The 20,302-nt window shown below is 66.1% G+C and carries 15 protein-coding genes; 4 read left to right on the plus strand and 11 right to left on the minus strand.

Going from position 1 to position 20,302, the window contains the following annotated elements:
• Positions 1-17: 17 nt before the first annotated feature.
• The 9 genes from ACETII_RS07820 to rfbF all read right to left on the minus strand — a co-directional run bounded on the left by ACETII_RS07820 (position 18) and on the right by rfbF (position 10,702).
• Entirely contained in the window at positions 18-2,342 is a 2,325-nt protein-coding gene (locus ACETII_RS07820; RefSeq protein ID WP_472787675.1) for a Tex family protein, read from the minus strand.
• A 100-nt stretch (positions 2,343-2,442) separates the two neighbouring features.
• Positions 2,443-4,014 carry a hypothetical protein gene (locus ACETII_RS07825; protein WP_472787676.1) on the minus strand — a complete coding sequence of 524 codons (1,572 nt, stop codon included), beginning with the start codon at positions 4,012-4,014 and terminating at the stop codon, positions 2,443-2,445.
• A 19-nt stretch (positions 4,015-4,033) separates the two neighbouring features.
• Positions 4,034-4,972: a glycosyltransferase family 2 protein gene (locus tag ACETII_RS07830; protein WP_472787677.1), complete on the minus strand. Its 939-nt coding sequence runs from the start codon at positions 4,970-4,972 to the stop codon at positions 4,034-4,036.
• Positions 4,969-5,406, minus strand: a complete 438-nt coding sequence (locus ACETII_RS07835) for a GtrA family protein (protein WP_472787678.1) — start codon at positions 5,404-5,406, stop codon at positions 4,969-4,971. Before ACETII_RS07835 ends, ACETII_RS07830 begins: the two co-directional genes overlap by 4 nt.
• A gap of 1 nt (position 5,407) precedes the next feature.
• Positions 5,408-6,376 carry an FkbM family methyltransferase gene (locus ACETII_RS07840; protein ID WP_472787679.1) on the minus strand — a complete coding sequence of 323 codons (969 nt, stop codon included), beginning with the start codon at positions 6,374-6,376 and terminating at the stop codon, positions 5,408-5,410.
• A complete protein-coding gene (locus ACETII_RS07845; protein WP_472787680.1) occupies positions 6,373-7,482 on the minus strand; it encodes an NAD-dependent epimerase/dehydratase family protein in 1,110 nt (369 codons plus the stop codon). The genes ACETII_RS07840 and ACETII_RS07845 overlap by 4 nt, the downstream gene beginning before the upstream one ends.
• A gap of 1 nt (position 7,483) precedes the next feature.
• On the minus strand, positions 7,484-8,827 hold the full coding sequence (gene rfbH / locus ACETII_RS07850; RefSeq protein WP_472787681.1) for a lipopolysaccharide biosynthesis protein RfbH: 1,344 nt from the start codon (positions 8,825-8,827) through the stop codon (positions 7,484-7,486).
• Positions 8,802-9,968 (minus strand): CDP-glucose 4,6-dehydratase, encoded by a 1,167-nt coding sequence (rfbG, locus tag ACETII_RS07855; RefSeq protein WP_472787682.1) that lies wholly within the window; start codon positions 9,966-9,968, stop codon positions 8,802-8,804. Before rfbG ends, rfbH begins: the two co-directional genes overlap by 26 nt.
• Positions 9,932-10,702: a glucose-1-phosphate cytidylyltransferase gene (rfbF, locus tag ACETII_RS07860; RefSeq protein WP_472787683.1), complete on the minus strand. Its 771-nt coding sequence runs from the start codon at positions 10,700-10,702 to the stop codon at positions 9,932-9,934. Before rfbF ends, rfbG begins: the two co-directional genes overlap by 37 nt.
• A 718-nt stretch (positions 10,703-11,420) precedes the next feature.
• Here rfbF and ACETII_RS07865 point away from each other — a divergent pair.
• From ACETII_RS07865 to trpB, 4 genes are all read left to right on the plus strand, one after another.
• Positions 11,421-14,510 carry a helicase-related protein gene (locus ACETII_RS07865; protein WP_472787684.1) on the plus strand — a complete coding sequence of 1,030 codons (3,090 nt, stop codon included), beginning with the start codon at positions 11,421-11,423 and terminating at the stop codon, positions 14,508-14,510.
• A gap of 208 nt (positions 14,511-14,718) precedes the next feature.
• On the plus strand, positions 14,719-16,131 hold the full coding sequence (locus ACETII_RS07870; protein ID WP_363350360.1) for a mannose-1-phosphate guanylyltransferase/mannose-6-phosphate isomerase: 1,413 nt from the start codon (positions 14,719-14,721) through the stop codon (positions 16,129-16,131).
• 87 nt (positions 16,132-16,218) lie between these two features.
• A complete protein-coding gene (locus ACETII_RS07875) occupies positions 16,219-16,893 on the plus strand; it encodes a phosphoribosylanthranilate isomerase (protein WP_472787685.1) in 675 nt (224 codons plus the stop codon).
• A 191-nt stretch (positions 16,894-17,084) separates the two neighbouring features.
• The gene (trpB, locus tag ACETII_RS07880; RefSeq protein ID WP_472787686.1) at positions 17,085-18,323 is read left to right on the plus strand and encodes a tryptophan synthase subunit beta; all 1,239 of its coding nucleotides are present in this window, start codon (positions 17,085-17,087) and stop codon (positions 18,321-18,323) included.
• Between the two features lie 76 nt (positions 18,324-18,399).
• On the opposite strand, the gene ACETII_RS07885 is transcribed toward trpB, so the two are convergent.
• Positions 18,400-19,311, minus strand: a complete 912-nt coding sequence (locus tag ACETII_RS07885) for a heparan-alpha-glucosaminide N-acetyltransferase (RefSeq protein WP_472787687.1) — start codon at positions 19,309-19,311, stop codon at positions 18,400-18,402.
• Positions 19,308-20,249 carry a hypothetical protein gene (locus tag ACETII_RS07890; RefSeq protein WP_472788136.1) on the minus strand — a complete coding sequence of 314 codons (942 nt, stop codon included), beginning with the start codon at positions 20,247-20,249 and terminating at the stop codon, positions 19,308-19,310. The genes ACETII_RS07885 and ACETII_RS07890 overlap by 4 nt, the downstream gene beginning before the upstream one ends.
• Between the last annotated feature and the right edge of the window lie 53 nt (positions 20,250-20,302).

Below are 20,302 nucleotides of genomic sequence, written 5' to 3' on the forward strand. Positions count from 1 at the left end.
CCCTGTCTGCGACCGCTTTAGCGCCCGCCTTTCTGCTTCATCGCCGCGAGCAGCGCCTCGCCGAGCCCACCGGGCGAATTGCCGGCCGGCTTCGCCCCGCGCGACGCGTTCGACGACTGCGGGCCGCGCGGCCGGTTCTGGTCGCGATTCTGCCCTTGCCCGCCCCGCGCCTGCTGGCCGGGCGCGTCGTCGAGCCGCATGGAGAGCGAAATGCGCTTGCGCGGCGCATCCACCTCCATGACCTTCACTTTGACGATGTCGCCGGGCTTCACCACGCTGCGCGGATCCTTGACGAATTCCCTCGACAGCGCCGAGATGTGCACCAGCCCGTCTTGATGCACGCCAATGTCGACAAAGGCGCCGAAGGCGGCGACATTGGTCACAACCCCTTCGAGCGTCATGCCGGGCTTGAGATCGTTCAGCGTCTCGACGCCCTCCTGGAAGGTTGCCGTCTTGAAGGCCGGGCGCGGATCGCGGCCGGGTTTTTCCAGCTCGGCCAGAACGTCCGTCACGGTGGGAACGCCGAAGGTTTCGTCCGCGAATTGCGCCGGCTTGAGCTTGCGCAGCTCGTTGGCGTTGCCGATCAAAGACCCGATGTCGGTCTTGGCGGTCTGGAGAATGCGCCGCACCAGCGGATAGGCCTCCGGATGCACGCCTGAACGGTCGAGCGGATCGTCGCCGTCGATGATGCGCAGGAAGCCGGCGCTCTGCTCGAAGGCTTTGGGGCCGAGACGCGGCACGTCCTTGAGGGCGGCGCGGGTGCGGAACGGCCCGTTGGCGTCGCGATGGGCGACAATATTGGACGCGAGCGTCTCGCCGAGACCGGAGACGCGCGCCAGCAGCGGCGCCGAAGCGGTGTTGACGTCGACGCCCACGGCGTTCACGCAATCCTCGACCACGGCGTCGAGCGCGCGCGAGAGCTTGGTCTCGGAGACGTCGTGCTGATACTGGCCGACGCCGATCGATTTGGGCTCGATCTTGACGAGCTCGGCGAGCGGGTCCTGAAGGCGCCGGGCGATCGACGCGGCCCCTCGCAGCGACACGTCGAGATCGGGAAGCTCCTTCGAGGCGTATTCCGAGGCCGAATAGACCGAAGCGCCCGCCTCTGAGACGACGATCTTGGTGAGCTTCAGCTCGGGATGCTTCGACATCAGCTCGCCCGCGAGCTTGTCGGTCTCGCGCGAGGCGGTGCCGTTGCCGATGGCGACGAGTTCGATCTTGTGCTCCCGCGCGAGGCGCGCGAGCGTCGCAATCGCCTCGTCCCAGCGTCGCTGCGGCTCGTGCGGATAGATGGCTGTCGTCGCGACGATCTTGCCCGTCGCCTCGATCACCGCGACTTTGACGCCGGTGCGAAAACCCGGATCGAGCCCGATGGTCGGGCGGGCCCCCGCCGGCGCGGCGAGCAGAAGATCGCGCAAGTTTTCCGCAAAGACCCGGATCGCCTCCTCCTCGGCGAAACGCCACAGACGGGCGCGGGCGTCGACGGCGAGATGCAGCTCGATCTTGGTGCGCCAGGCCCAGCGCGCCGTCTCGAGCAGCCATTTGTCGCCCGGGCGGCCGCGGTCCTCGATCTGATAGCGGCGCGCGATGCGGCTCTCATAGCCGCCGAGGCCGGGCTCGGCCTCGGGCATGAGCTCCAGCTCGAGCATCTCTTCCTTTTCGCCGCGAAACAGCGCGAGGATGCGATGCGACGGCAGTTTTGAGATCGGCTGCGAGAATTCGAAATAATCGGCGTATTTCGCCGCCGCCGCTTCCTTGCCTGCGCGCGGCTTCGACTTCATGACCGCTTGCGACCAGTGCGTTTCGCGCAGCGCGCCGATCAGATCGGCGTCTTCGGCGAAGCGCTCGACGAGAATGGCGCGCGCGCCCTCCAGAGCCGCCTCGACGGTCGCGACGTTCTTTTCGGCGTCGACGAAGGGTGCGGCCTGGCCCTTGGGGTCTTTGTCGGGAGCGGCGAGGAGCGCCTCGGCGAGCGGCGCGAGCCCCGCCTCGATCGCGATCTGCGCCTTGGTGCGGCGCTTGGGCTTGAACGGCAGATAGATGTCTTCGAGGCGCGCCTTGTTGTCGGCTTCCATGATGACGCGGCGCAGGGCGTCGTCGAGCTTTCCCTGCGAGTCGATCGACTCGAGGATCGCCTTGCGGCGATCTTCGAGCTCCCGCAGATAGCGCAGCCTCTCCTCGAGCTTGCGCAGCTGCGCATCGTCGAGCTGGCCGGTCGCCTCCTTGCGGTATCGCGCGATGAAGGGCACCGTCGAGCCGCCGTCGAGAAGGCTGATCGCGGCCTCCACCTGCCAGGGTTTCGCCGCAAGCTCGCCGCTCAGCCGCTCGACAATCGATGTCATCTTCGATTCTCTCTCCGTTTCGGGAGGGAGCTTTTAGCCAAGCGCGCCGGCCGAAGTCAAAGACAAGGGCGCCCGGCGTGTGAGATCTCGACAGGGATTTTTAGCCTTGGTCTCCCCTCAGCCAGGCCCGATCGGGATGATCGGGCCAGCAATCGAGGAACTCCAGGCGCAGCGGAGCCTGTGCGCCGTCCACGGACATCAGCCAGGGCGGGATCTTCTCGATCCGCGCGAGGTAGTTGGTCGGAAGCGGCAAGAGCCGCACCGATTGCCAGCTCGTGAGGAGGTTGCAGCCGCTGATGCGATACTCGTCGAGAATAAGCGCCCGTTTTATTTCCATCACAGGATTGGCGGCGGAGATCAGCACGATGACCGAAATGGCGGTTGGAAATGCGCTGTCGTCGCGCGGCGTCGAGACGGCGATGCGGGCGAAGCTGAACGCAAGCAGGCCCAACGCCGGGATGGAGGCGCGCATGGCGAGGTCATTGCCGGGTCCAAACGCATAGAGAGGAAGAAGGGCGAGCGTCAAAAGCGCGACCACGAGCGGGCCGCGGTCAACGGGATCGAGCTTCCGCCAGGCGTAAATGAGGATGGCCGCCTGAGGAATCTCGATCAGCAGAAAGAACGGGTAAATCCAGGCGAAACCGTCGTTGAAGACTTGCCATCCATGCGTAATGGCGCCGCCGTCCGTCACCAGGTAGAGCGCAATCGGAAGAAAGCACAGTCCGGTCGCCGCCGCGCGCAAGGTCACGGCGGAGAAGAGGTCGCGCCACGTCGTCCGAAGCGCCAGAAAGGCGACGAGCGGGACTGCGCCCAGCAGGGCGAGCGGCGACCAGAGCGCAAGCGGCGCGCAGCACGCAAGCAACTTCGAAAACCCGATCTCGCCGCGCGCGCGCAGCAAGACGAGGAGCGCCAGCCACCAGCCGGGAGCGGCGTGGTTCGGCACCCAGAAGAGTTGCGTGATGAAGCTTGAATACTGCAAGACGACTTCTGGCGCGAAACTGCCGCTCCACCATTCCGCCTGCGGATTTGTAACTCTGCCGGCGAGCTGCGCCGCCAAAAAGCCGAGAATGTCGAGACCGCCGAAAAAAACGAAAACCAGAAGGAAAGGCGCGGCGCGGACCTTTGCGATGTGCGCGGCAAGGTAAAGGATCAGGCCAAAGATCGCGGAATTCTGCAGAAGCAGGGCAATGTGGGCCGCGAAGAGGCCCCACAAGCGCCCGAGAGCCGCCGGGAGAAGATACATGCCGAGCGGCGCCCGCAGCACATAGTCCCGTCCTTCGTAATGATAGAACGCCAGCGGCCCCTTTTGCACGAGATCGGCCAGAACGGCGTCGCGCGTCAGCCAATCCCAGGTCGAAAAAAAGAAATGCCCCTCCCCGCCGAGGAGGCACAGCGCAAGGGCGAGCGACAGAGAAAGCGCCAGCCGGGCAGGATCAATGGGCGCGGAAAGGACCCCGCTGGCCTGCCGAAGCCGCCACAGGATGACGCCGACGCCGCCACAGCCGGCGAGAACGACCGCCGCGGGCAGCGGACGCAGAGCGGTCGCTGCGAAAAGCGCATTCGGCGCGAGAAACAGGAGCGCGGTCAAGGAGAATATGTGGAAATTAGACAGCGTCCACGCCGATACGCCGCTCGGCGCGGTCGGCAGACGGGCTATTTCTGCGTTGGCCATTTACCGCCTTCCGATCCAGTTAAAAATTGAGCCGCTCGCGCTCGAAGACGACAGGCTTTCGTCGCACTTGCGCATAGATCGCGAGCACATATTCGGCGAGCACGCCGACGGAGAAGAGCTGCACGCCGCCGAAGAAGAACACCGCCGTGATGATCGTCATCACGCCCGGCTGTGCGATGCTGCGATAGTAAACGACGCCCAGGAGGAGGTTGACGAAGGCGTAAAGCAACGCCGCCGCCGCGATGGCGAAACCGCCGAAGAGCAGGAGCCGCAAGGGGGCCAGCGTATTGGTGACGAGCCCGTTCATGCCCTGATCGACAAGGGACTTGAGCGTGTTGCTCGTAACGCCCCGCCGCCTCTCCACCCATCTATAGGGCACTCCAACGGATTTGAAGCCGCATTCAAACGTCATCATCCGCATGAAGGGATAGGCGTCTTCGATCTTGCGCATCGCCTCCACGACTTTGCGGTCGACAAGCTGGAAATCGCCGACGCCCATGGGGAGCGACAGTCCCGAGAGCGACGTCAGCACCCTGTAATAAAGCGTGCGAAGCGTGCGCATCGTGGGGTTTTCCTCGCGGATCTTGCGAACGCCATAGACGACTTCGGCGCCCTTCGCCCAGTGTGCTACGAACTCCGGTATCATCTCGGGCGGATCCTGCATGTCGGCGGGAAGGAACAGCAGCACGGCGTCGCCGGTCGCCGCCATCACCCCATTGTAATTCGAGCGCATGGCCCCGAAGTTGCGCGCATTGAAAATGACTTTCACATTCTCGTCCCGCGCGGCGATCTCGCGAAGAATGTCGGGCGTGGCGTCGCTCGAAGCATTGTCGCAGAAAAGATGCTCGCGCCGATATTCCCTCAGCTCGTCGGCGAACAGCTTTCTAATCGCTGCATGGCATTCGCGGATATTCAGCTCCTCATTGTAACAGGGCGTGACGATCGAGATCGTTTTCATGAGTGTCGGACTTCCTGTCTGTCGCTGAAGACCAGAGCGCGATTGAGCCGGTAGGACAAGAAGACGCAGGGCGCCGTGAGCATCAGCTGCGCGAGAGCGGCTCCCAGACCGAGACGCCGCGCGCCTTCGAGCAAGAAGGCGTTGAGAAGGAAAACGACGCCATAGACGGCGACGAAGCGCCAGAGCCGGGTCGGATCGCGATTGTCGAAGACGATCCGGCCCGTCGTGAGAAAATTGAAAGCGACGCCGATCACCGTCGCGAGCGCCAGCGCTGCAGCCGGCGGTTGGCCGGCGTGGAGCAGCATATAAAACACCCCGTAGCCGAACAGCGTATTGACCGCGCCGACGACGAGAAAGCGCGCGACGCGCAGGCGCCAGACCCGCCCGCGCCAGACCCGCGCGCGCCACGACGCAAGAGAGGCGGCCGTGCGCATGTCACTTTGCGGGAACAAGGCTGTCGACGGCTGGATGCCGCGCCGGATCGAGAAAGACGTAATTGGTCTCCCGCGTATCCTCGTCGACGCGATCGATCGGGGTCAGGCGCGATTGGGAGATGCCGTAGCAGCTGTAGCCGCGCGCCGAAAAGAAATCGAGCACGTCATTGGGGTGATAGCCAAAGGCCGCAGACCATTTGCGCAGAAGCTCCATCACCACGGCCGGACGCAGGCGCGCCAGGGACTTTTCCCCCCCTTTCAGGACGCGCAATTCGGCGCCCTCGACGTCGCATTTGACGACATCGAGCCGCTCGATCCGCTGCGCGTCGACGAAATCGTCGAGCGTGGTGAAACGGCAGGCGACGCGCCGGCTGCCTTCGGTTGGATGCAGCTCGTTGAGCGAAGCGGCGGGCGAACCCGACGTCGCGGGAACGAACATGTCGAAGTCGCCCGGCGCGTCGGAGAGACCGTCCCGGATCGGCGTGATGCGCGCGCCGACGCCGTTTTGCGCAAGATTTGCGATGAGACGCTCATGCGTCGCCGGCACGGGCTCGAAGGCATAGACGCGCGCCTGCGGCTCCTGCTGCGCGATATGAAGACTGTACCAGCCTATATTGGCGCCGATGTCGAAGACGACCTTGGCGCCCTGCGCGAGGCGCAGGATCAGAGCGCGCTCGAAGGGCTCGTAGCCGCCCTGGGCAAGGATGATGTTGGGAGCCTCGCGCAGCGCCTGCGGATCGAGCGAGAACACGAGACCGTTGTTCAACAGGACCGAGAGGCCGGCAGGTCGAACGGCAAGCGCAGCGACTTCCGTCCCGTTCAATGCGCCAGCATGCTCCGCAATGAGCGCATGTCGTTCAGCGAAGCGATTCCACAGCTCGAGTCGTTCGAGCGCGCCGTCATCGAAGGCCTGGCGCCAGCAGACCGGCGTGTCCGGCGCGGCGCGGAGAGGTAAGGCTCGAGCTGTCATGCGCTGGCTCCAAGGCTGGGCGCGTTGAAAATATCGCGATAAATGTCGATCGTGCGCCCAAAGCCCGCGAGAATGCCGGTCCGCGGCCGCCAGCCCAGTTTTTCGAGCAAAGCGATATCCGGCGCCGAGCGCGAGACCCGACTGGCGAGATAGCCCTCCTGCGGCCGCGCGCATTGCGTCGTGAGCTTGCGTGCAGGGTCGAGCGCTGTCAGCGTCGTCGCGAGGTCGCGGATCGAGATCAGGGCTTCGGGATTGCCGACATTATATGCGCGGCCCTTCTCCCCCTTTAAGAGCAGGGTGAAGAACGCCTCGACGGCGTCGGCGAGATAGCAGAAGGCGCGCTCCGCTGCGCCGTCGCTGTTGAGGACGATGTCGCGGCCCTCGACGATGTCGCGCACAAAGTCGGCGAAGACTCGGCCGTCGTCGAGGCGCATGCCCGGGCCGTACGTGTGGAAAGGTCGCGCGATGACGCAATCGAGTCCATATTGCGCCCCATAGGCGACGCACAGCGTCTCGCCCATGCGTTTCGACTCGGCGTAACAGGCGCGCAGCGCCGCCGGATCGAGCGCCCCGAAAGCGCTTTCGCCGATCGGATCGCGGCTTTCCATCGCGCCATAAATCTCCGAACTGGAAAAATACAAAAACCGCGACGCGCCCTTGCGCACGGCGAGATCGAGCAGGCGCCATGACCCGACGACATTGGGCAACGCCGTGCCGACCGGATCGACGCCATAAAAGCGCGGACTCGCCTGGCTCGCGGCGTGGACGACCATGTCCACAGGGCCATCGAGGTCGAAAGGCTCGCAGACATCCGCGATCCTGAGCGAGAGCGCCGGATGGCCGAGATAGGCCGCAAAGCGCCGCAACGCATTTTCCCGCGACCGCGCCAGCGCGACGACCTTCATGCCGGGCGCGGCGCCACTGGAGGAGAGCGCCAGCAGCGTCTCGACCATCGCGGCCGGCAGAAAGCCATTGGCGCCCGCGACGAGAATGGTGCGTCCCGCCAATGCGTCCCACGGGAGATCCGCCGCGAGAATCGACGAAAGGTCCTCGCGCCACAAGGGGTGTCGAGCGAGCGCGGCGCCGTCGGGCAATGCGTCCGGCATGTCAGACCGCCGCCTTCATGCTGTTTTGCCGGCAGAAGTCCGTGATCGCGTCGAGCATGTAAGCGACATGCTGCTCCGTGAGGCCCGGATAAACGCCGATCCAGAATGTGCGGTCGACGACGACGTCGGCGTTTTCCAAGTCGCCGCTGACGCGGAAAGCGCGCCCCTTCATATAGGGCTGGCGCACGAGATTGCCGCCGAACAGCAGGCGCGTGCCAATCTTCTTTTGATTGAGATGGACCACCAGCGCATCGCGCGTAAAGGGCGCGTCGGCGCGCAGCGTCAGCGGAAGGCCGAACCAGGAGGGCTCCGTTCCGGCGGTCGCCTCGGGCAGGATGAAAAACGTTTCGAGTCCTGCGAGGCCCGCCTTCAGTAAATCGAAATTACGACGGCGCGCGGCGATGAAGCTTTCCAGATGGTTCATCTGGGCGAGGCCCACGGCCGCCTGCATGTCGGTGATCTTCAGATTGAAGCCCAGATGCGAGTAGACGTATTTATGGTCATAGCCCTTGGGAAGATCGCCGAGCCGCCAGCCGAAGCGCTTGTTGCAGCTGTTGTCGCGGCCGGGCGCGCAATAGCAGTCGCGGCCCCAGTCGCGAAACGACTCCATGGCTTTTGCAAGGTGATTATTGTTCGTGAAGACCGCGCCCCCCTCGCCCATGGTGATGTGATGGGCCGGATAAAAGGAAAGCGTGCCGACGTCGCCGAAAGCCCCGACATGCTGGCCGTCGACCGTCGCGCCCAGCGCGTCGCAGCAATCTTCGATCAGCCACAGGCCATGACGGTCGCAGAGCGCCTTGATCCTGCGCACGTCGAAGGGGTTGCCGAGCGTATGAGCGACCATGATCGCTTTGGTCTTCGGCGTGATCGCCGCCTCGACGGCGTCGACGTCGATATTATAGGTCGGAATGTCGACGTCGACAAAGACCGGAACCATGCCCCAGAGCAGAATGGGATTGACCGTCGTCGGAAAGCCCGTGGCGCAGGTGATGACTTCGTCGCCCGGCTGCAGCGCGCGCTGTCTCAGCGTGTGCGACGTCAAGGCCGAGAAGGCGACGAGGTTGGCGGACGAACCGGAATTGACCGTGAGCGCCTTGCGCGCGCCGACATAAGCGGCGAGCCGCGTCTCGAATGCATCGTTGAAGCGTCCGGTCGTCAGCCAGAAGTCGAGCGCCGAATCGACGAGCGCCTGCATATCGCGCGCGTCGAAGACGCGGCCGGAGACCGAGGCCGGAGACTGGCCGGGGGTAAAGCCGGCGGGAGGATGCGCAAGGCGATGATACTCTCCGACGAGATCGAGGATCTGCGCGCGAAGCCGTTCAGCCTGCGACACTGCGTTGCTCATGTCTCTTGTCCTTGGCGTCGTCCGCGAAAGGCGAGGTCAGCCGCACGCGGCTGCCGAGATAGCGGTCGATCTGTTGTTGCGTGACATGCGCCATGTCGGCGCCGTCGACGAAGGCGCGATACCAATGCGCCGTCCATTGCGCGGCCTGCTGGAAATCGAGGAGCGGCGTCCAGTGAACGAGCTCGCGCGCCTTGGCCGTGTCGAGCCGCAGCAGCCGCGCCTCATGCGGATGATCGTCGCCGTCGCGCTCCCATATCGCGGGGGCGCCCCAGGCCGATATGAAATGCGTGAGCAGATCCTCGACGCTGCGTTCAGACTCCGGCCCGGGGCCGAAGTTGAAGCCGCCGTCGAGACGCGCGTCGGGCGTCGCCGAGAAAGCTCTCTCGATCAGCGCGAGATAGCCGGAGAGCGGCTCCAGCACATGCTGCCAGGGCCGCACGGCCTTCGGCTGGCGCACCTTCAGCGCGCGGCCCGCGACAAAGGCGCGCAAAGCGTCGGGCAGGATGCGGTCGGCGGCGAAATCACCCCCGCCGATGACATTCCCCGCGCGCGCCGAGACGACGCAAATATCTTTGGCGCGGCAGAAACTATCGCGGTAGGCGGCCGTGACGAGCTCCGCACAGGCCTTGCTGTTTGAATAAGGGTCATGCCCGCCGAGCGTGTCGGTCTCGCGATAGCCCCACAGCCAATCGCGGTTCTCGTAGCATTTGTCCGTGGTGACGACGAGAACGAGCCGCACGCTCTCGACCCGGCGCGCGGCTTCGAGCACATGCGCCGTGCCCATCACGTTTGTGGCGTAGGTGCCGATCGGGTCGGCATAGGAGGCGCGCACGAGCGGCTGCGCCGCCATGTGGATCACAATCTCCGGCGCAGCGGCCGACATCGCGCGCGTCACCGCATCGAGATCGCGCACGTCGCCGCGGTGATCCTCGATATGATCGGCGGCCTTCGCCAGGGCGAAAAGGCTGGGCCGCGTCGGCGGCGCCAGCGCATAGCCGGTGGCGCGCGCGTTCAACCGCGCGAGCATGAGCGTCAGCCAGGAGCCCTTGAAGCCGGTGTGGCCGGTCACGAATACGCGCCGGCCGAGCCAGAATGCAGAGCCGATCACCAGATCCTCCACTTCGCGCGGCCGGCGTTCCATTCTTCTTCGAGGAAGAGCTTGTCGCGCAGCGTATCCATCGGCCGCCAGAAGCCCGTGTGCTCGAAGGCGCGCAATTCGTCATTCGCTGCGAGCCAGTTGATCGGCTCGTGCTCCCAGACGGTGTCATCTCCTTCGATGAGCTCGCCGACTTTCGGCGAGAGCAGGAAGAACCCGCCGCTGACATAGGCGCTTTCAGCGACGGGTTTTTCGGCGAAGGCCGTGACGCGGTCGCCGGCGAGCGTCATCGCGCCGAATCGCATTTCCGGGCGCACGGCGGCGACCGTCGCCATCTTCCCATGCGCGCGATGGAAGGCGAGTTGCGCGGTCAGGTCGATGTCGGAGACGCCGTCGCCATAGGTGAGCGCAAAGATGTCGTCGTCCTTCACATAGTCGATGATTCGCTTGATGCGGCCGCCCGTCATGGTGGCGTCGCCGGTGTCGACCAGCGTCACGCGCCAGGGCTCCGCCGCGCGACGATGAACCTCCATCTCCTGCGTGCGCATGTCGAAGGTGACATCCGACATGTGCAGGAAATAGTTGGAGAAGAACTCCTTGATGCAATAACCCTTGTAGCCCAGGCACAGCACGAATTCGTTGAAGCCGTGCGCCGAATAGATTTTCATGATGTGCCAGAGGATCGGGCGGCCGCCGATCTCCACCATCGGTTTCGGGCGCACCGAGGTCTCTTCCGCGAGACGCGTGCCCAGACCGCCCGTCAGCACCACTACTTTCATGTCTCGTCCGTCCGCGGGCGCCGGAAACGCTCCGGCCGCCGCCGCCTGCTCCCAACGCAGGCTTGGCTGTGTCGACTATGGCTCCGAAATGGTTAATGCTTAGCTTAAGCGCCGGATCGGAACGCCGCGCCTCGGCCTCCCGGCGCGCCGTTAACGATTTCGTTCCGACGCGCCTGCTCGTCTCGACGGCGCCGCGGGACTCGAAGAGACGCGCGAATTTCGCGCCCTGCGCCAGAACGGAATGCGCGTTAAGGATCGACCCGCAAAAACGCTTGGGCGCCACGCTGCGCTGGCGCGCCGCCGATCCAGATCTGGGGCCAGAGGATCGCGCCGGCCACAACATCGCGGCGAACGCGAGGCCAACAGCCGGCTGTCAGCGATTCGTGCCGCCTCCGTTCCCGGTCGGCCCCAAGGGTTAACGCCGGGCCCGGGGGGCGGCGTGTTTGGGCGATTGACAAAGCCTCTCGCTCCCGTCTCGGCGGCGGAGTGCGCCCGTCGCGCCGCGCATCTGCCGGGGCCAACAATTTGGGCCAGGAGTCCGAGCAGCCCCTATATTCTGTCGGAACAGAGCGTGACTCGCGGCGGGTGAGCGATTCGGCCGCGATTCGTTCGCAGGCTGTTCAAAAGGTAAAGTCGCGCGGCGCCGAAAGTTCCGATATGAGACGGCGCGGGCGCAAAAGACCGCTGCGAGAGAAAAAAGAAGAAGCGACAAAAAATCATGGCGCCGCTCCCGCCGGGCGCCCGCGCCGCCGCCCATGGGGTGACGGCGGTGCTCGGCCCCACCAACACCGGAAAAACCCATCACGCCATCGAGCGCATGCTCTCCTTTCCGAGCGGCGCCATCGGGTTGCCGCTGCGGCTTCTGGCGCGCGAGGTCTACAATCGCGTCGTCGCCAAGGCCGGCGCCGCCAATGTCGCGCTGGTCACCGGCGAAGAGAAGATCAAGCCGCGGGCGCCGGCCTACTGGATCTCGACGGTCGAGGCGATGCCGCGCGACATCGACGTGGATTTCGTCGCGATCGACGAGATTCAGCTCGCCGCCGATCTCGATCGCGGCCATATTTTCACCGACCGGCTCTTGCGCTGGCGCGGGCGGCAGGAGACGCTGCTGATCGGCGCCGGCACCATGGCGCCGATGATCGGCGAGCTTTTTCCGGGCGCGCCCATCTTCACGCGCCCGCGCCTGTCTCGCTTGAGTTTCGCCGGCGACAAGAAAATCTCCCGCCTGCCCCCGCGCAGCGCCATCGTCGCCTTCTCCGCCGAGGAAGTCTACGCCATCGCCGAATGGATAAAGCGCGCGCGCGGCGGGGCCGCCGTCGTGCTCGGCGCGCTCAGCCCCCGCACCCGCAACGCCCAGGTGGAGCTCTTCCAATCCGGCGACGTCGACTATATCGTCGCGACCGACGCCATCGGCATGGGCCTCAATCTCGACGTCGACCATGTGGCCTTCGCCTCGGACCGGAAGTTCGACGGCTGGCGCTACCGCCGCCTCACCCCGGCGGAATTCGGCCAGATCGCCGGGCGCGCGGGACGCCATATGAGCGACGGCGCCTTTGGCGCGACCGCGCGCTGCCCGCCTTTCGAGGAAGAGCTGATCGAGGCCCTGGAGGATCACCGCTTCGATCCGGTCCAGCTTCTGCAGTGGCGCAACAGCGACCTCGATTTCTCGTCGCCGCGCGCCCTGCTCAATTCGCTCGAAAAGACGCCCGACCACCCCCGCTTTACCCGCGCCCCCATCGCCGTCGATCAGCTGGCGCTGGAGGCGGCGAGCCGCGACGAGGTCGCGCAGAAAAACGCCAAGGCGCCAGCCGACGTCGCAAGGCTATGGGAAGCCTGCCAAATTCCCGACTATCGGAAAACCTCGCCGCAGGCCCACGCCGAGCTCGCGCTGTCAGTGTTCAGCTTCATTGCGCGAAAAGGCAGGATTCCCGCCGACTGGATGGCGCGCCAGATCGCCGCCGTCGACCAGGTCGACGGCGACATCGACACGCTCTCCTACCGGCTCGCGCAGGTGCGCACGGTGAGCTTCATCGCCAACCGATCCGGCTGGCTCGACGACGCCGAGCATTGGCAGAGCGTCGCGCGTCGGGTAGAGGACAGCCTGTCCGACGCGCTGCATCACCGCTTGACGCAGCGTTTCGTCGATCGCCGCACCAGCGTGCTGATGCGCCGCCTAAGAGAGAACGCAATGCTCGAAGCCGAAATTAACGCCGCCGGCGACGTCCTGGTCGAAGGCCAGCATGTCGGGAGCCTCCAGGGTTTTCGCTTCACGCCGGACCCGGGCGCGGCGGGCGAGGCCGCCAAGGCCTTGAACGCCGCCGCTCAAAAGGCCCTCGCCGGGGAGTTCGAGGCGCGGGCGACGCGCGTCTTCGACGCGGTGGACGACGCATTCGTGCTCGGCAATGACGGGGTCATCCGCTGGCTCGGGGAGCCTGTCGCCAAGATCGCCGCCGGCGCGAGCGTGCTGGCGCCCACGACGCGCGTTCTGGCCGACGAGCAATTGACCGGGGCGGCGCTGGAGAAGGTCCAGACGCGCCTCAATCTCTGGCTAGCGCAGCATGTGAAGAAACTGCTGGGGCCGCTCGAGCAGCTCGAAAAGGGCGAGGGTCTCGAGGGCGTGACGCGCGGCGTCGCCTTCCAGCTCGCCGAGGAGCTCGGCGTCCTCGACCGCGCCCGCGTCGCCAAGGAGGTCAAGAGTTTCTCCCAGGAGGACCGCGGCGCGCTGCGCAAGCTCGGCGTGCGCTTCGGCGCCTATCACATATATCTGCCGCTGCTGCTGAAGCCCGCGCCGCGCACGCTCGCGTCGCTGCTCTGGGCGCTCCAGCACGGCGGGCTCGACAATGTGAAGGGGCTCGACGAAGTCCCGCATCTCGCCGCCTCGGGACGCACCTCTTTCGCCGCGGACGCCACGATCCACAAGGGTTTCTATCGCGCCGCCGGCTTCCGAGTCTGCGGCGACCGCGTCGTGCGCGTCGACATTCTGGAGCGCCTCGCCGATCTCATTCGCCCGGCGATCGCCTATAAGCCGGGGGTCACCGCCGGCGACCCGCCGCCCGGCGCGGCCGACGGCGAGGGCTTCGTCGTCACCGTGGCGATGACCTCGCTCACCGGCTGCTCGGGCGAGGCCTTTTCCTCCATCCTGAAATCGCTCGGCTATGGCGCGACCCAGCGTCCCGGTCCGGCGATCACCGCGCCGCTGATCCCGGCCGCCCCGACCGAGCCGATCGCCCCGAAACCCGCCGAGGGCGACGCGACTGCCGAGACAGCGCCTGAAGCGCCCGAAGCGCCCGCCGAGGCCGTCGAGCCAATGGCGACGGAGGCCAACGCGCCGGAAGCGCCGATCGCCGCCGAAGCCGCGCCCGAGGCGCCGCAAACGGAGGGCGAGGTCGAAGCCGCGGCCGCCACCGCCGAGGCGTCCCCCGAAGCGCCCGTGGAAGCTGTGGCGGAAGAAGCCCCGGCGACGATCGAGGTTTGGGCGCCCCAGCGCCACGCCCATACGGGCGGACCCCGCCGCCATGGCGCGCCGCAACGCCGGGAAGGCGGCGCCGAAGGCGAGCGCCGGCCGCCGCGACGCGACCGGCCGCGTCCGGCCGAAGCGGGCGCGGCGCCGGAGGGCGCGCCGCGCAACGCCGGCAAGCCGCGTTTCGACAAGAACCGCCCCGACCGTGGCGGCCCCCGTGACGAGCGCCGGCCCAGGCCGGCAGGCGGCCCCCCGGCTGAAAAGCGCGCGCGCCAGCCCGACCCGGACTCGCCCTTCGCGAAGCTCGCCGCGCTCAAGGCGGAGCTCGAGAAGAAGGGCAAGGGCTGACCTTGCGCCGGCTTTGGTCAAATTGTCGCCAAGAAACGGGCTGATTGACGTTGCTCGGGCTGAAGCCGGGCGCGCCAGCGCGCCTTCATTTCAGGCGAAGCCGACGGTCTGGCTTTTCGGAAATTTCGAGAAACCACATCCGGCGTGATTCATGAGCCGCTGGCGCGCCGCGGAAGCGAATCGCTCGAAGGGCTGAAAAGGGATTGAGATGCAAAAAATCTTGCCGGTCATCATGTGCGGCGGTTCGGGCACGCGGGTGTGGCCTGAATCGCGCGAGACCCTGCCCAAGCAGTTCATCCCGCTCGTCGGCGAGCGCTCCACCTTCCAGACCACCATCGCCATGCTGGCGGATCCCGCCTTCGAGACGCCAATCGTCATCTCCAATAAGGACTATCGCTTCCTCATCGCCGACCAGCTGCGCCAGATCGGCGCCGAGGCCGACATCGTCCTCGAACCCTCGCGCCGCGATTCCGGTCCGGCCGTCGCCGTGGCCGCCGGCCTCGCCGCGCGCCGCGCGCCGGAGACGGTCGTCGTCGTGCTCGCCGCCGACCATGTCGTGCGCGACCGCGCCGGCCTCGCCGAATTGTGCAAGAAGGCCGGAGAGGCCGCCGCCGAGGGCTTTATCGTCACGCTCGGCGTCAAGCCGGACCACCCGGCCACGGGTTACGGCTATCTGCAGCCCGGCGCGCCGATCCATCCGGGCGGGGAAGTGCTCAAGCTCGACGCCTTCGTCGAAAAGCCGGACCGCGAGACGGCGCAGCGCTACATCGACGCCGGCTATTACTGGAACAGCGGCAATTTCATTTTCCGCGCCGATGTGATGCAGGCCGAGATCGCGCGTTTCGAGCCCGCCATCGCCGAAGCCGCCGAGGCGGCGATCGACGGCGCGAGCAAGGATCTCGGCGCCTGCGTGCTCAACGCCGAGGCCTTCGCCCGCGCGCCGAAAAAGTCCATCGACTACGCGGTGATGGAGAAGACCGACAAAGCGGCGCTGATCCCCGCCGACATCGGCTGGTCGGACGTCGGCACCTGGCGCGCGGTCTGGGAGCTTTCCGAACGCGACGAATTCGGCAATTCGGTGCGCGGCCAGGGCGTCGTGATGGACGCCTCGAACGTCCATGTCCGCTCGGAGGACACGCTGACCACCGTCGTCGGCGTCAATGACGTCATCGTGGTGACGACGCAGGACGCCGTGCTCGTGCTCAACCACGAACATGGCGACCGGGTGAAGCAGCTCGTCGACCAGCTCAAGACGCAGAACCGCCGCGAAGCCGGCGAGCACAAGCGCATCTTCCGGCCCTGGGGCTATTATCAGGCGATCGACGAAGGCCAGCGCTATCAGGTCAAGCGCATCGTCGTGAAGCCGGGGGAGCGCCTCTCGCTGCAGAAACACTTCCATCGCGCCGAGCACTGGATCGTCGTGCGCGGCACCGCCGAGGTCGGCCGCGACGAGGAGCTGCATCTCGTGCACGAAAACGAGTCGATCTATCTGCCGATCGGCTGCAAACATCGGCTCACCAACCCGGGCAAGATCGATCTAGAGCTGATCGAAGTACAGACCGGCTCCTATCTTGGCGAAGACGATATCGTTCGCTTCGAGGACGTCTATAATCGGGGATAGCCGGCGCCTTTGTCCCGGCCTGGCCGGCCTCGAGCCGGCCATCCACGTTGCGAACGTCACCATGTTGCTTGAGGCGGCCCGGCGTGGATGGCCGCGGCAAGCGTCGCCATGACCCCGGACATGCCTGAGACGATCGTCAAAATCTGCGGCCTCTCGTCCCCCGAGACGCTGCTCGCCGCCATCGGGGCCGGCGCCGACATGGCGGGCTTCGTGTTCTTCGAGAAGAGCCCGCGCCATATCGATCTCGAAACCGCGCGCACGCTGGGCCTGATGGCGCAGGGGCGCATCGCCAAAGTGGCGCTGACCGTCGACGCCGGCGACTCTGCGCTGGAAGAGATCGTCGACGCGCTCGCGCCCGACATGCTGCAGCTCCATGGCAAGGAAAGCCCCGCGCGCGTCGCGGCGGCGAAGGCGCGCTTCGGGCTTCCGGTCATCAAGGCGGTCGGCGTCGCGGCGGCTGGAGACGTCGCTGCGGCGCAGGCTTATCAGGGCGTCGCCGACGTGCTGCTGTTCGACGCCAAGCCCGCCCCCGGCGCCGCTGTCCCGGGCGGCGCGGGCGTCGCCTTCGATTGGGATCTGTTGCGGGGGATCAGCGATACGAAGTGGATGCTCTCCGGCGGCCTCGACGCCGGCAACGTCGCCGAGGCGCTGCGCCGCACCGGCGCGCCCGCCGTCGACGTGTCGTCCGGCGTCGAGCGCGAGAGGGGCGTGAAAGACTCCGCCCTGATCGAGAAATTTGTGTCCGCCGTCCGATCGCTTTGAAATAGCGCCTGGAGGCTCTAAAGGTTCTCGCTAGAAAGAGTCGCGTCTTTCGCCCCCTCCCCAGCCCTCCCCCGCTTTGCGGGAGAGGGGGTCGGGTGTGACCTTCATGGACGCCGCGGATCGCGAGCGTTCCCGCTCCCGCGGAGCGGGGAAGGACAGGAGGGGGCGATTCGCCAGAGAGGAACGCCCAGGTGACCAAGCCGCTTCCCAATTCCTTCCGCGCCGGCCCGGACGAGAACGGCCGCTTCGGCATTTTCGGCGGCCGTTTCGTCGCCGAGACCTTGATGCCGCTCGTGCTCGACCTCGAACAGGCCTATGCGGACGCCAAGGACGATCCGGCCTTCCACGAGGAGCTCAAAGGACTCCACAAGCATTACGTGGGACGCCCCTCGCCGCTCTATTTCGCCGAGCGCATCACCGACTATGTGCGGGAGAAGGCCGAGCCTGGCAAAGGCGCCAAGGTCTATTTCAAGCGCGACGAGCTCAATCACACCGGCGCGCACAAGATCAACAATGTGCTGGGGCAGATTCTGCTCGCGCGGCGCATGGGCAAGAAGCGCATCATCGCCGAGACGGGCGCGGGCCAGCATGGCGTCGCCACAGCGACCGCCTGCGCGCGCTTCGGCCTGCAATGCGTCGTCTATATGGGCGCAGTCGACGTCGAGCGTCAGAAGCCGAACGTCTTCCGCATGAAAATGCTCGGCGCCGAAGTCGTTCCCGTCCAGTCGGGGGCGCGCACCCTGAAGGACGCGATGAACGAGGCGCTGCGCGATTGGGTGACCAATGTCGCCGACACCTTCTACTGCATCGGCACGGCCGCCGGCCCGCACCCTTATCCGGCGATGGTGCGCGACTTCCAGTCGATCATCGGCAATGAAACGCGCGTCCAGATGCAGGAGATGGAGGGGCGTCTGCCCGATTCGCTCGTCGCCTGCATCGGCGGCGGCTCCAACGCCATCGGGCTCTTCCACCCCTTCCTCGACGACTCCTCCGTCGAGATCTACGGCGTCGAGGCCGCCGGCCACGGCATCAATGTCCCCAATGGCCACGCCGCCTCGCTCACCGGCGGCAAGCCGGGCGTGCTGCACGGCAACCGCACCTATCTCTTGATGGACGACGACGGCCAGATTCTCGAAGGCCATTCGATCTCGGCGGGCCTGGATTATCCGGGCATCGGGCCCGAGCACAGCTGGCTGCACGAGACGGGCCGCGTCACCTACATCAGCGCGACCGACAAGGAGGCGCTCGCCGCCTTCCAGCTCTGCTCCAAGCTCGAAGGCATCATACCGGCGCTCGAACCCTCGCACGCGCTCGCCAAGGTGCTCGACCTCGCGCCGCAAAAGCCCATGGATCACCTCATGGTGATGAACATGTGCGGCCGCGGCGATAAAGACATTTTCACCGTCGCCGAGCATCTCGGCGGGATGTGATCCCTGGCGGGCGTCATGGCCGGGCTTGTCCCGGCCATCAAGCCCAAGGCCAAGCGCGGCGCTGACACGCGCCGGCCTATCTGGCCATGCACCGACGCGCCATTTCCTGTAGTCGCCGCCCGCGTTCGGCGTCGTCTCGCGCCCCGTCGAGCGCCTTGCCGCTTATCGCCTCCTTTGCCGTGCAGACGCAGAAGCTGTGACAATAGGCCTGCGTCGAACCCTCATCGACGCAGCTTCTCTCGCATGCGGCGATGAAGTCGCGCGTATCCGGCGCCGGCGGCGCGACGATCAGCAGCGCCGTGAACAGGCCGAAGAGCAGCGGCTGATGCAGGAGATAGATCAGCAGGCTGTGACGGCCGAGAAAGGGTAGCGCGCTTTTCCTTCCGCGCGCGACGGGCTGGACCTTGAACGTCAACAAAGGAACGAACGCCCGCGCCGCCGCCACGCCCAGCAGCATGGCCCCCGCCCAGGGAAAGAGCGGCCGCCAATCCTGCGTCAGCGGTTCGACCGTCCCGAGGCCCAGCCATTGCAGCCAATGTGAATTGAACGCGGGCGACGCGACGACGTAAGGCGCGGCGAAGAAGGCCGCGCCGGCCGCGAGCGCCGCCGACCAGGGCAGGAGCAGGAAGGGAAGCGACAGCAGACTCGCCGCCGCGATGCAATGCAGAATGCCGAAGAACACGAAGGCGCTCGGGAAAACGACGTAGGTCCCGACGCTCACCAGCGCCGCCGCCCCGGCGACGACGGCGAAGCGGCGCCAGAAGGCGTCCCAGCAAATCCCGTTGCGGTGGGCGAGAACGAGCGAGGCGCCAGCGATGAACAGAAACGAGAAGGCGATGGAATGGCCGAAGGCCTTCACCGGCGCGGACCAAGGGATCGTAGGCTCGATATAGCCGAAATGCGCCAGGTCCCAGATCAGATGAAAGACGACCATCGCCAGAACGGCGAGCCCGCGCGCCGCATCGAGAGCGCCCCAGCGCGCCGTCATTTCGCCGGCGCGCCCTGGAATTTCGAGAACACCATGTCCGGCGCGGAAAGATTGTGGCGCGACGGCAGATGGCGGCCGACCCAGACTTCCGTGGCGCTGGCGCCAGGAAAGTCGATGACCGGCGCCTCTTCCCAGCCCTTGCCGCGCTTGGAGCGCCACGCGACGATGGCGGCGTCGCTCATCGTCTCCATGGCGTACATGGAGCGCAGCGCCGCGAAGGGCCGTCCGCCCGGCATGGCGTCGCTGAAGGAGATATCGAGCGTCAGCCGCTCCTGATCGATGCTTTTCAGCGCCAGCCGCGCCTCACCGCCGCGCTTGAACTTCAGGGAGAAGCTGCGTGATCCCGGATCGAAGGCGATCTCCTCGAGAGCGACCATCGGGCGTTCCTGCGTCTCCACGGGACCGACGAGGAAGGAAGAGCCATAGGCCGTCCAGCGCATGTCCTCGAAGGGCAGCGGCCGCGCGCGCCAGTAGCCGTCGGGAGGATAGAAGACCATGATCTCCTCGGCGCGCTCGCGATACCACATCCAGAACTGCACCAGATGAAAGCCCTGCTCGACCGTGTCGCCGACGCGGATCGGCACGTCGTTTTGCCGCCAGAAGGAGGGGAACGTATAGCCCGTCATCCAGAATTCCGGCGTCTCCCAGAAGGTGCGCCGGCGCGCCTGAGCGAAGAATTTCGGATCATGCGAGAGATCGCAGCTCGACCAGTCCGGGGCCCAGCGGTCGGAGACGATCGTGTTGATATAGGAAGGGTGCACCGCCTGGATTTGCAGGCTGCGAATCCGCGCCGAGACGAAGTCGAGCTCGATATTGTCCTTTTCGGCGCAAAGCTCCGGCACGGACCTGTTGTCGACGCGGACTTGAAGCTCGTCGAGAAGCTCCTGCGTGGAGGGTTGCGCGAGGGCGGGCGAGGCGGCGAGCGCGCCGGCGCCCATGAGAAAGCGGCGGCGATCGAATGCGGTCAAGGTTTTTGTCCCGTTTCCAGAGG

The sequence above is a fragment of the Methylocystis sp. NC52PC genome (genome assembly GCF_055698645.1).

Bases quoted from the DNA above. Each gene is read 5' to 3' on its own strand.
- ACETII_RS07825 (WP_472787676.1), bottom strand. From the start codon at position 4,014: ATGGCCAACGCAGAAATAGCCCGTCTGCCGACCGCGCCGAGCGGCGTA.
- ACETII_RS07865 (WP_472787684.1), top strand. From the start codon at position 11,421: ATGGCGCCGCTCCCGCCGGGCGCCCGCGCCGCCGCCCATGGGGTGACG.
- rfbG (WP_472787682.1), bottom strand. From the start codon at position 9,968: ATGGAACGCCGGCCGCGCGAAGTGGAGGATCTGGTGATCGGCTCTGCA.
- ACETII_RS07870 (WP_363350360.1), top strand. From the start codon at position 14,719: ATGCAAAAAATCTTGCCGGTCATCATGTGCGGCGGTTCGGGCACGCGG.
- ACETII_RS07830 (WP_472787677.1), bottom strand. From the start codon at position 4,972: ATGAAAACGATCTCGATCGTCACGCCCTGTTACAATGAGGAGCTGAAT.
- ACETII_RS07820 (WP_472787675.1), bottom strand. From the start codon at position 2,342: ATGACATCGATTGTCGAGCGGCTGAGCGGCGAGCTTGCGGCGAAACCC.
- ACETII_RS07835 (WP_472787678.1), bottom strand. From the start codon at position 5,406: ATGCGCACGGCCGCCTCTCTTGCGTCGTGGCGCGCGCGGGTCTGGCGC.
- rfbF (WP_472787683.1), bottom strand. From the start codon at position 10,702: ATGAAAGTAGTGGTGCTGACGGGCGGTCTGGGCACGCGTCTCGCGGAA.
- ACETII_RS07845 (WP_472787680.1), bottom strand. From the start codon at position 7,482: ATGCCGGACGCATTGCCCGACGGCGCCGCGCTCGCTCGACACCCCTTG.
- rfbH (WP_472787681.1), bottom strand. From the start codon at position 8,827: ATGAGCAACGCAGTGTCGCAGGCTGAACGGCTTCGCGCGCAGATCCTC.
- ACETII_RS07840 (WP_472787679.1), bottom strand. From the start codon at position 6,376: ATGACAGCTCGAGCCTTACCTCTCCGCGCCGCGCCGGACACGCCGGTC.
- ACETII_RS07885 (WP_472787687.1), bottom strand. From the start codon at position 19,311: ATGACGGCGCGCTGGGGCGCTCTCGATGCGGCGCGCGGGCTCGCCGTT.
- ACETII_RS07875 (WP_472787685.1), top strand. From the start codon at position 16,219: ATGGCCGCGGCAAGCGTCGCCATGACCCCGGACATGCCTGAGACGATC.
- ACETII_RS07890 (WP_472788136.1), bottom strand. From the start codon at position 20,249: ATGGGCGCCGGCGCGCTCGCCGCCTCGCCCGCCCTCGCGCAACCCTCC.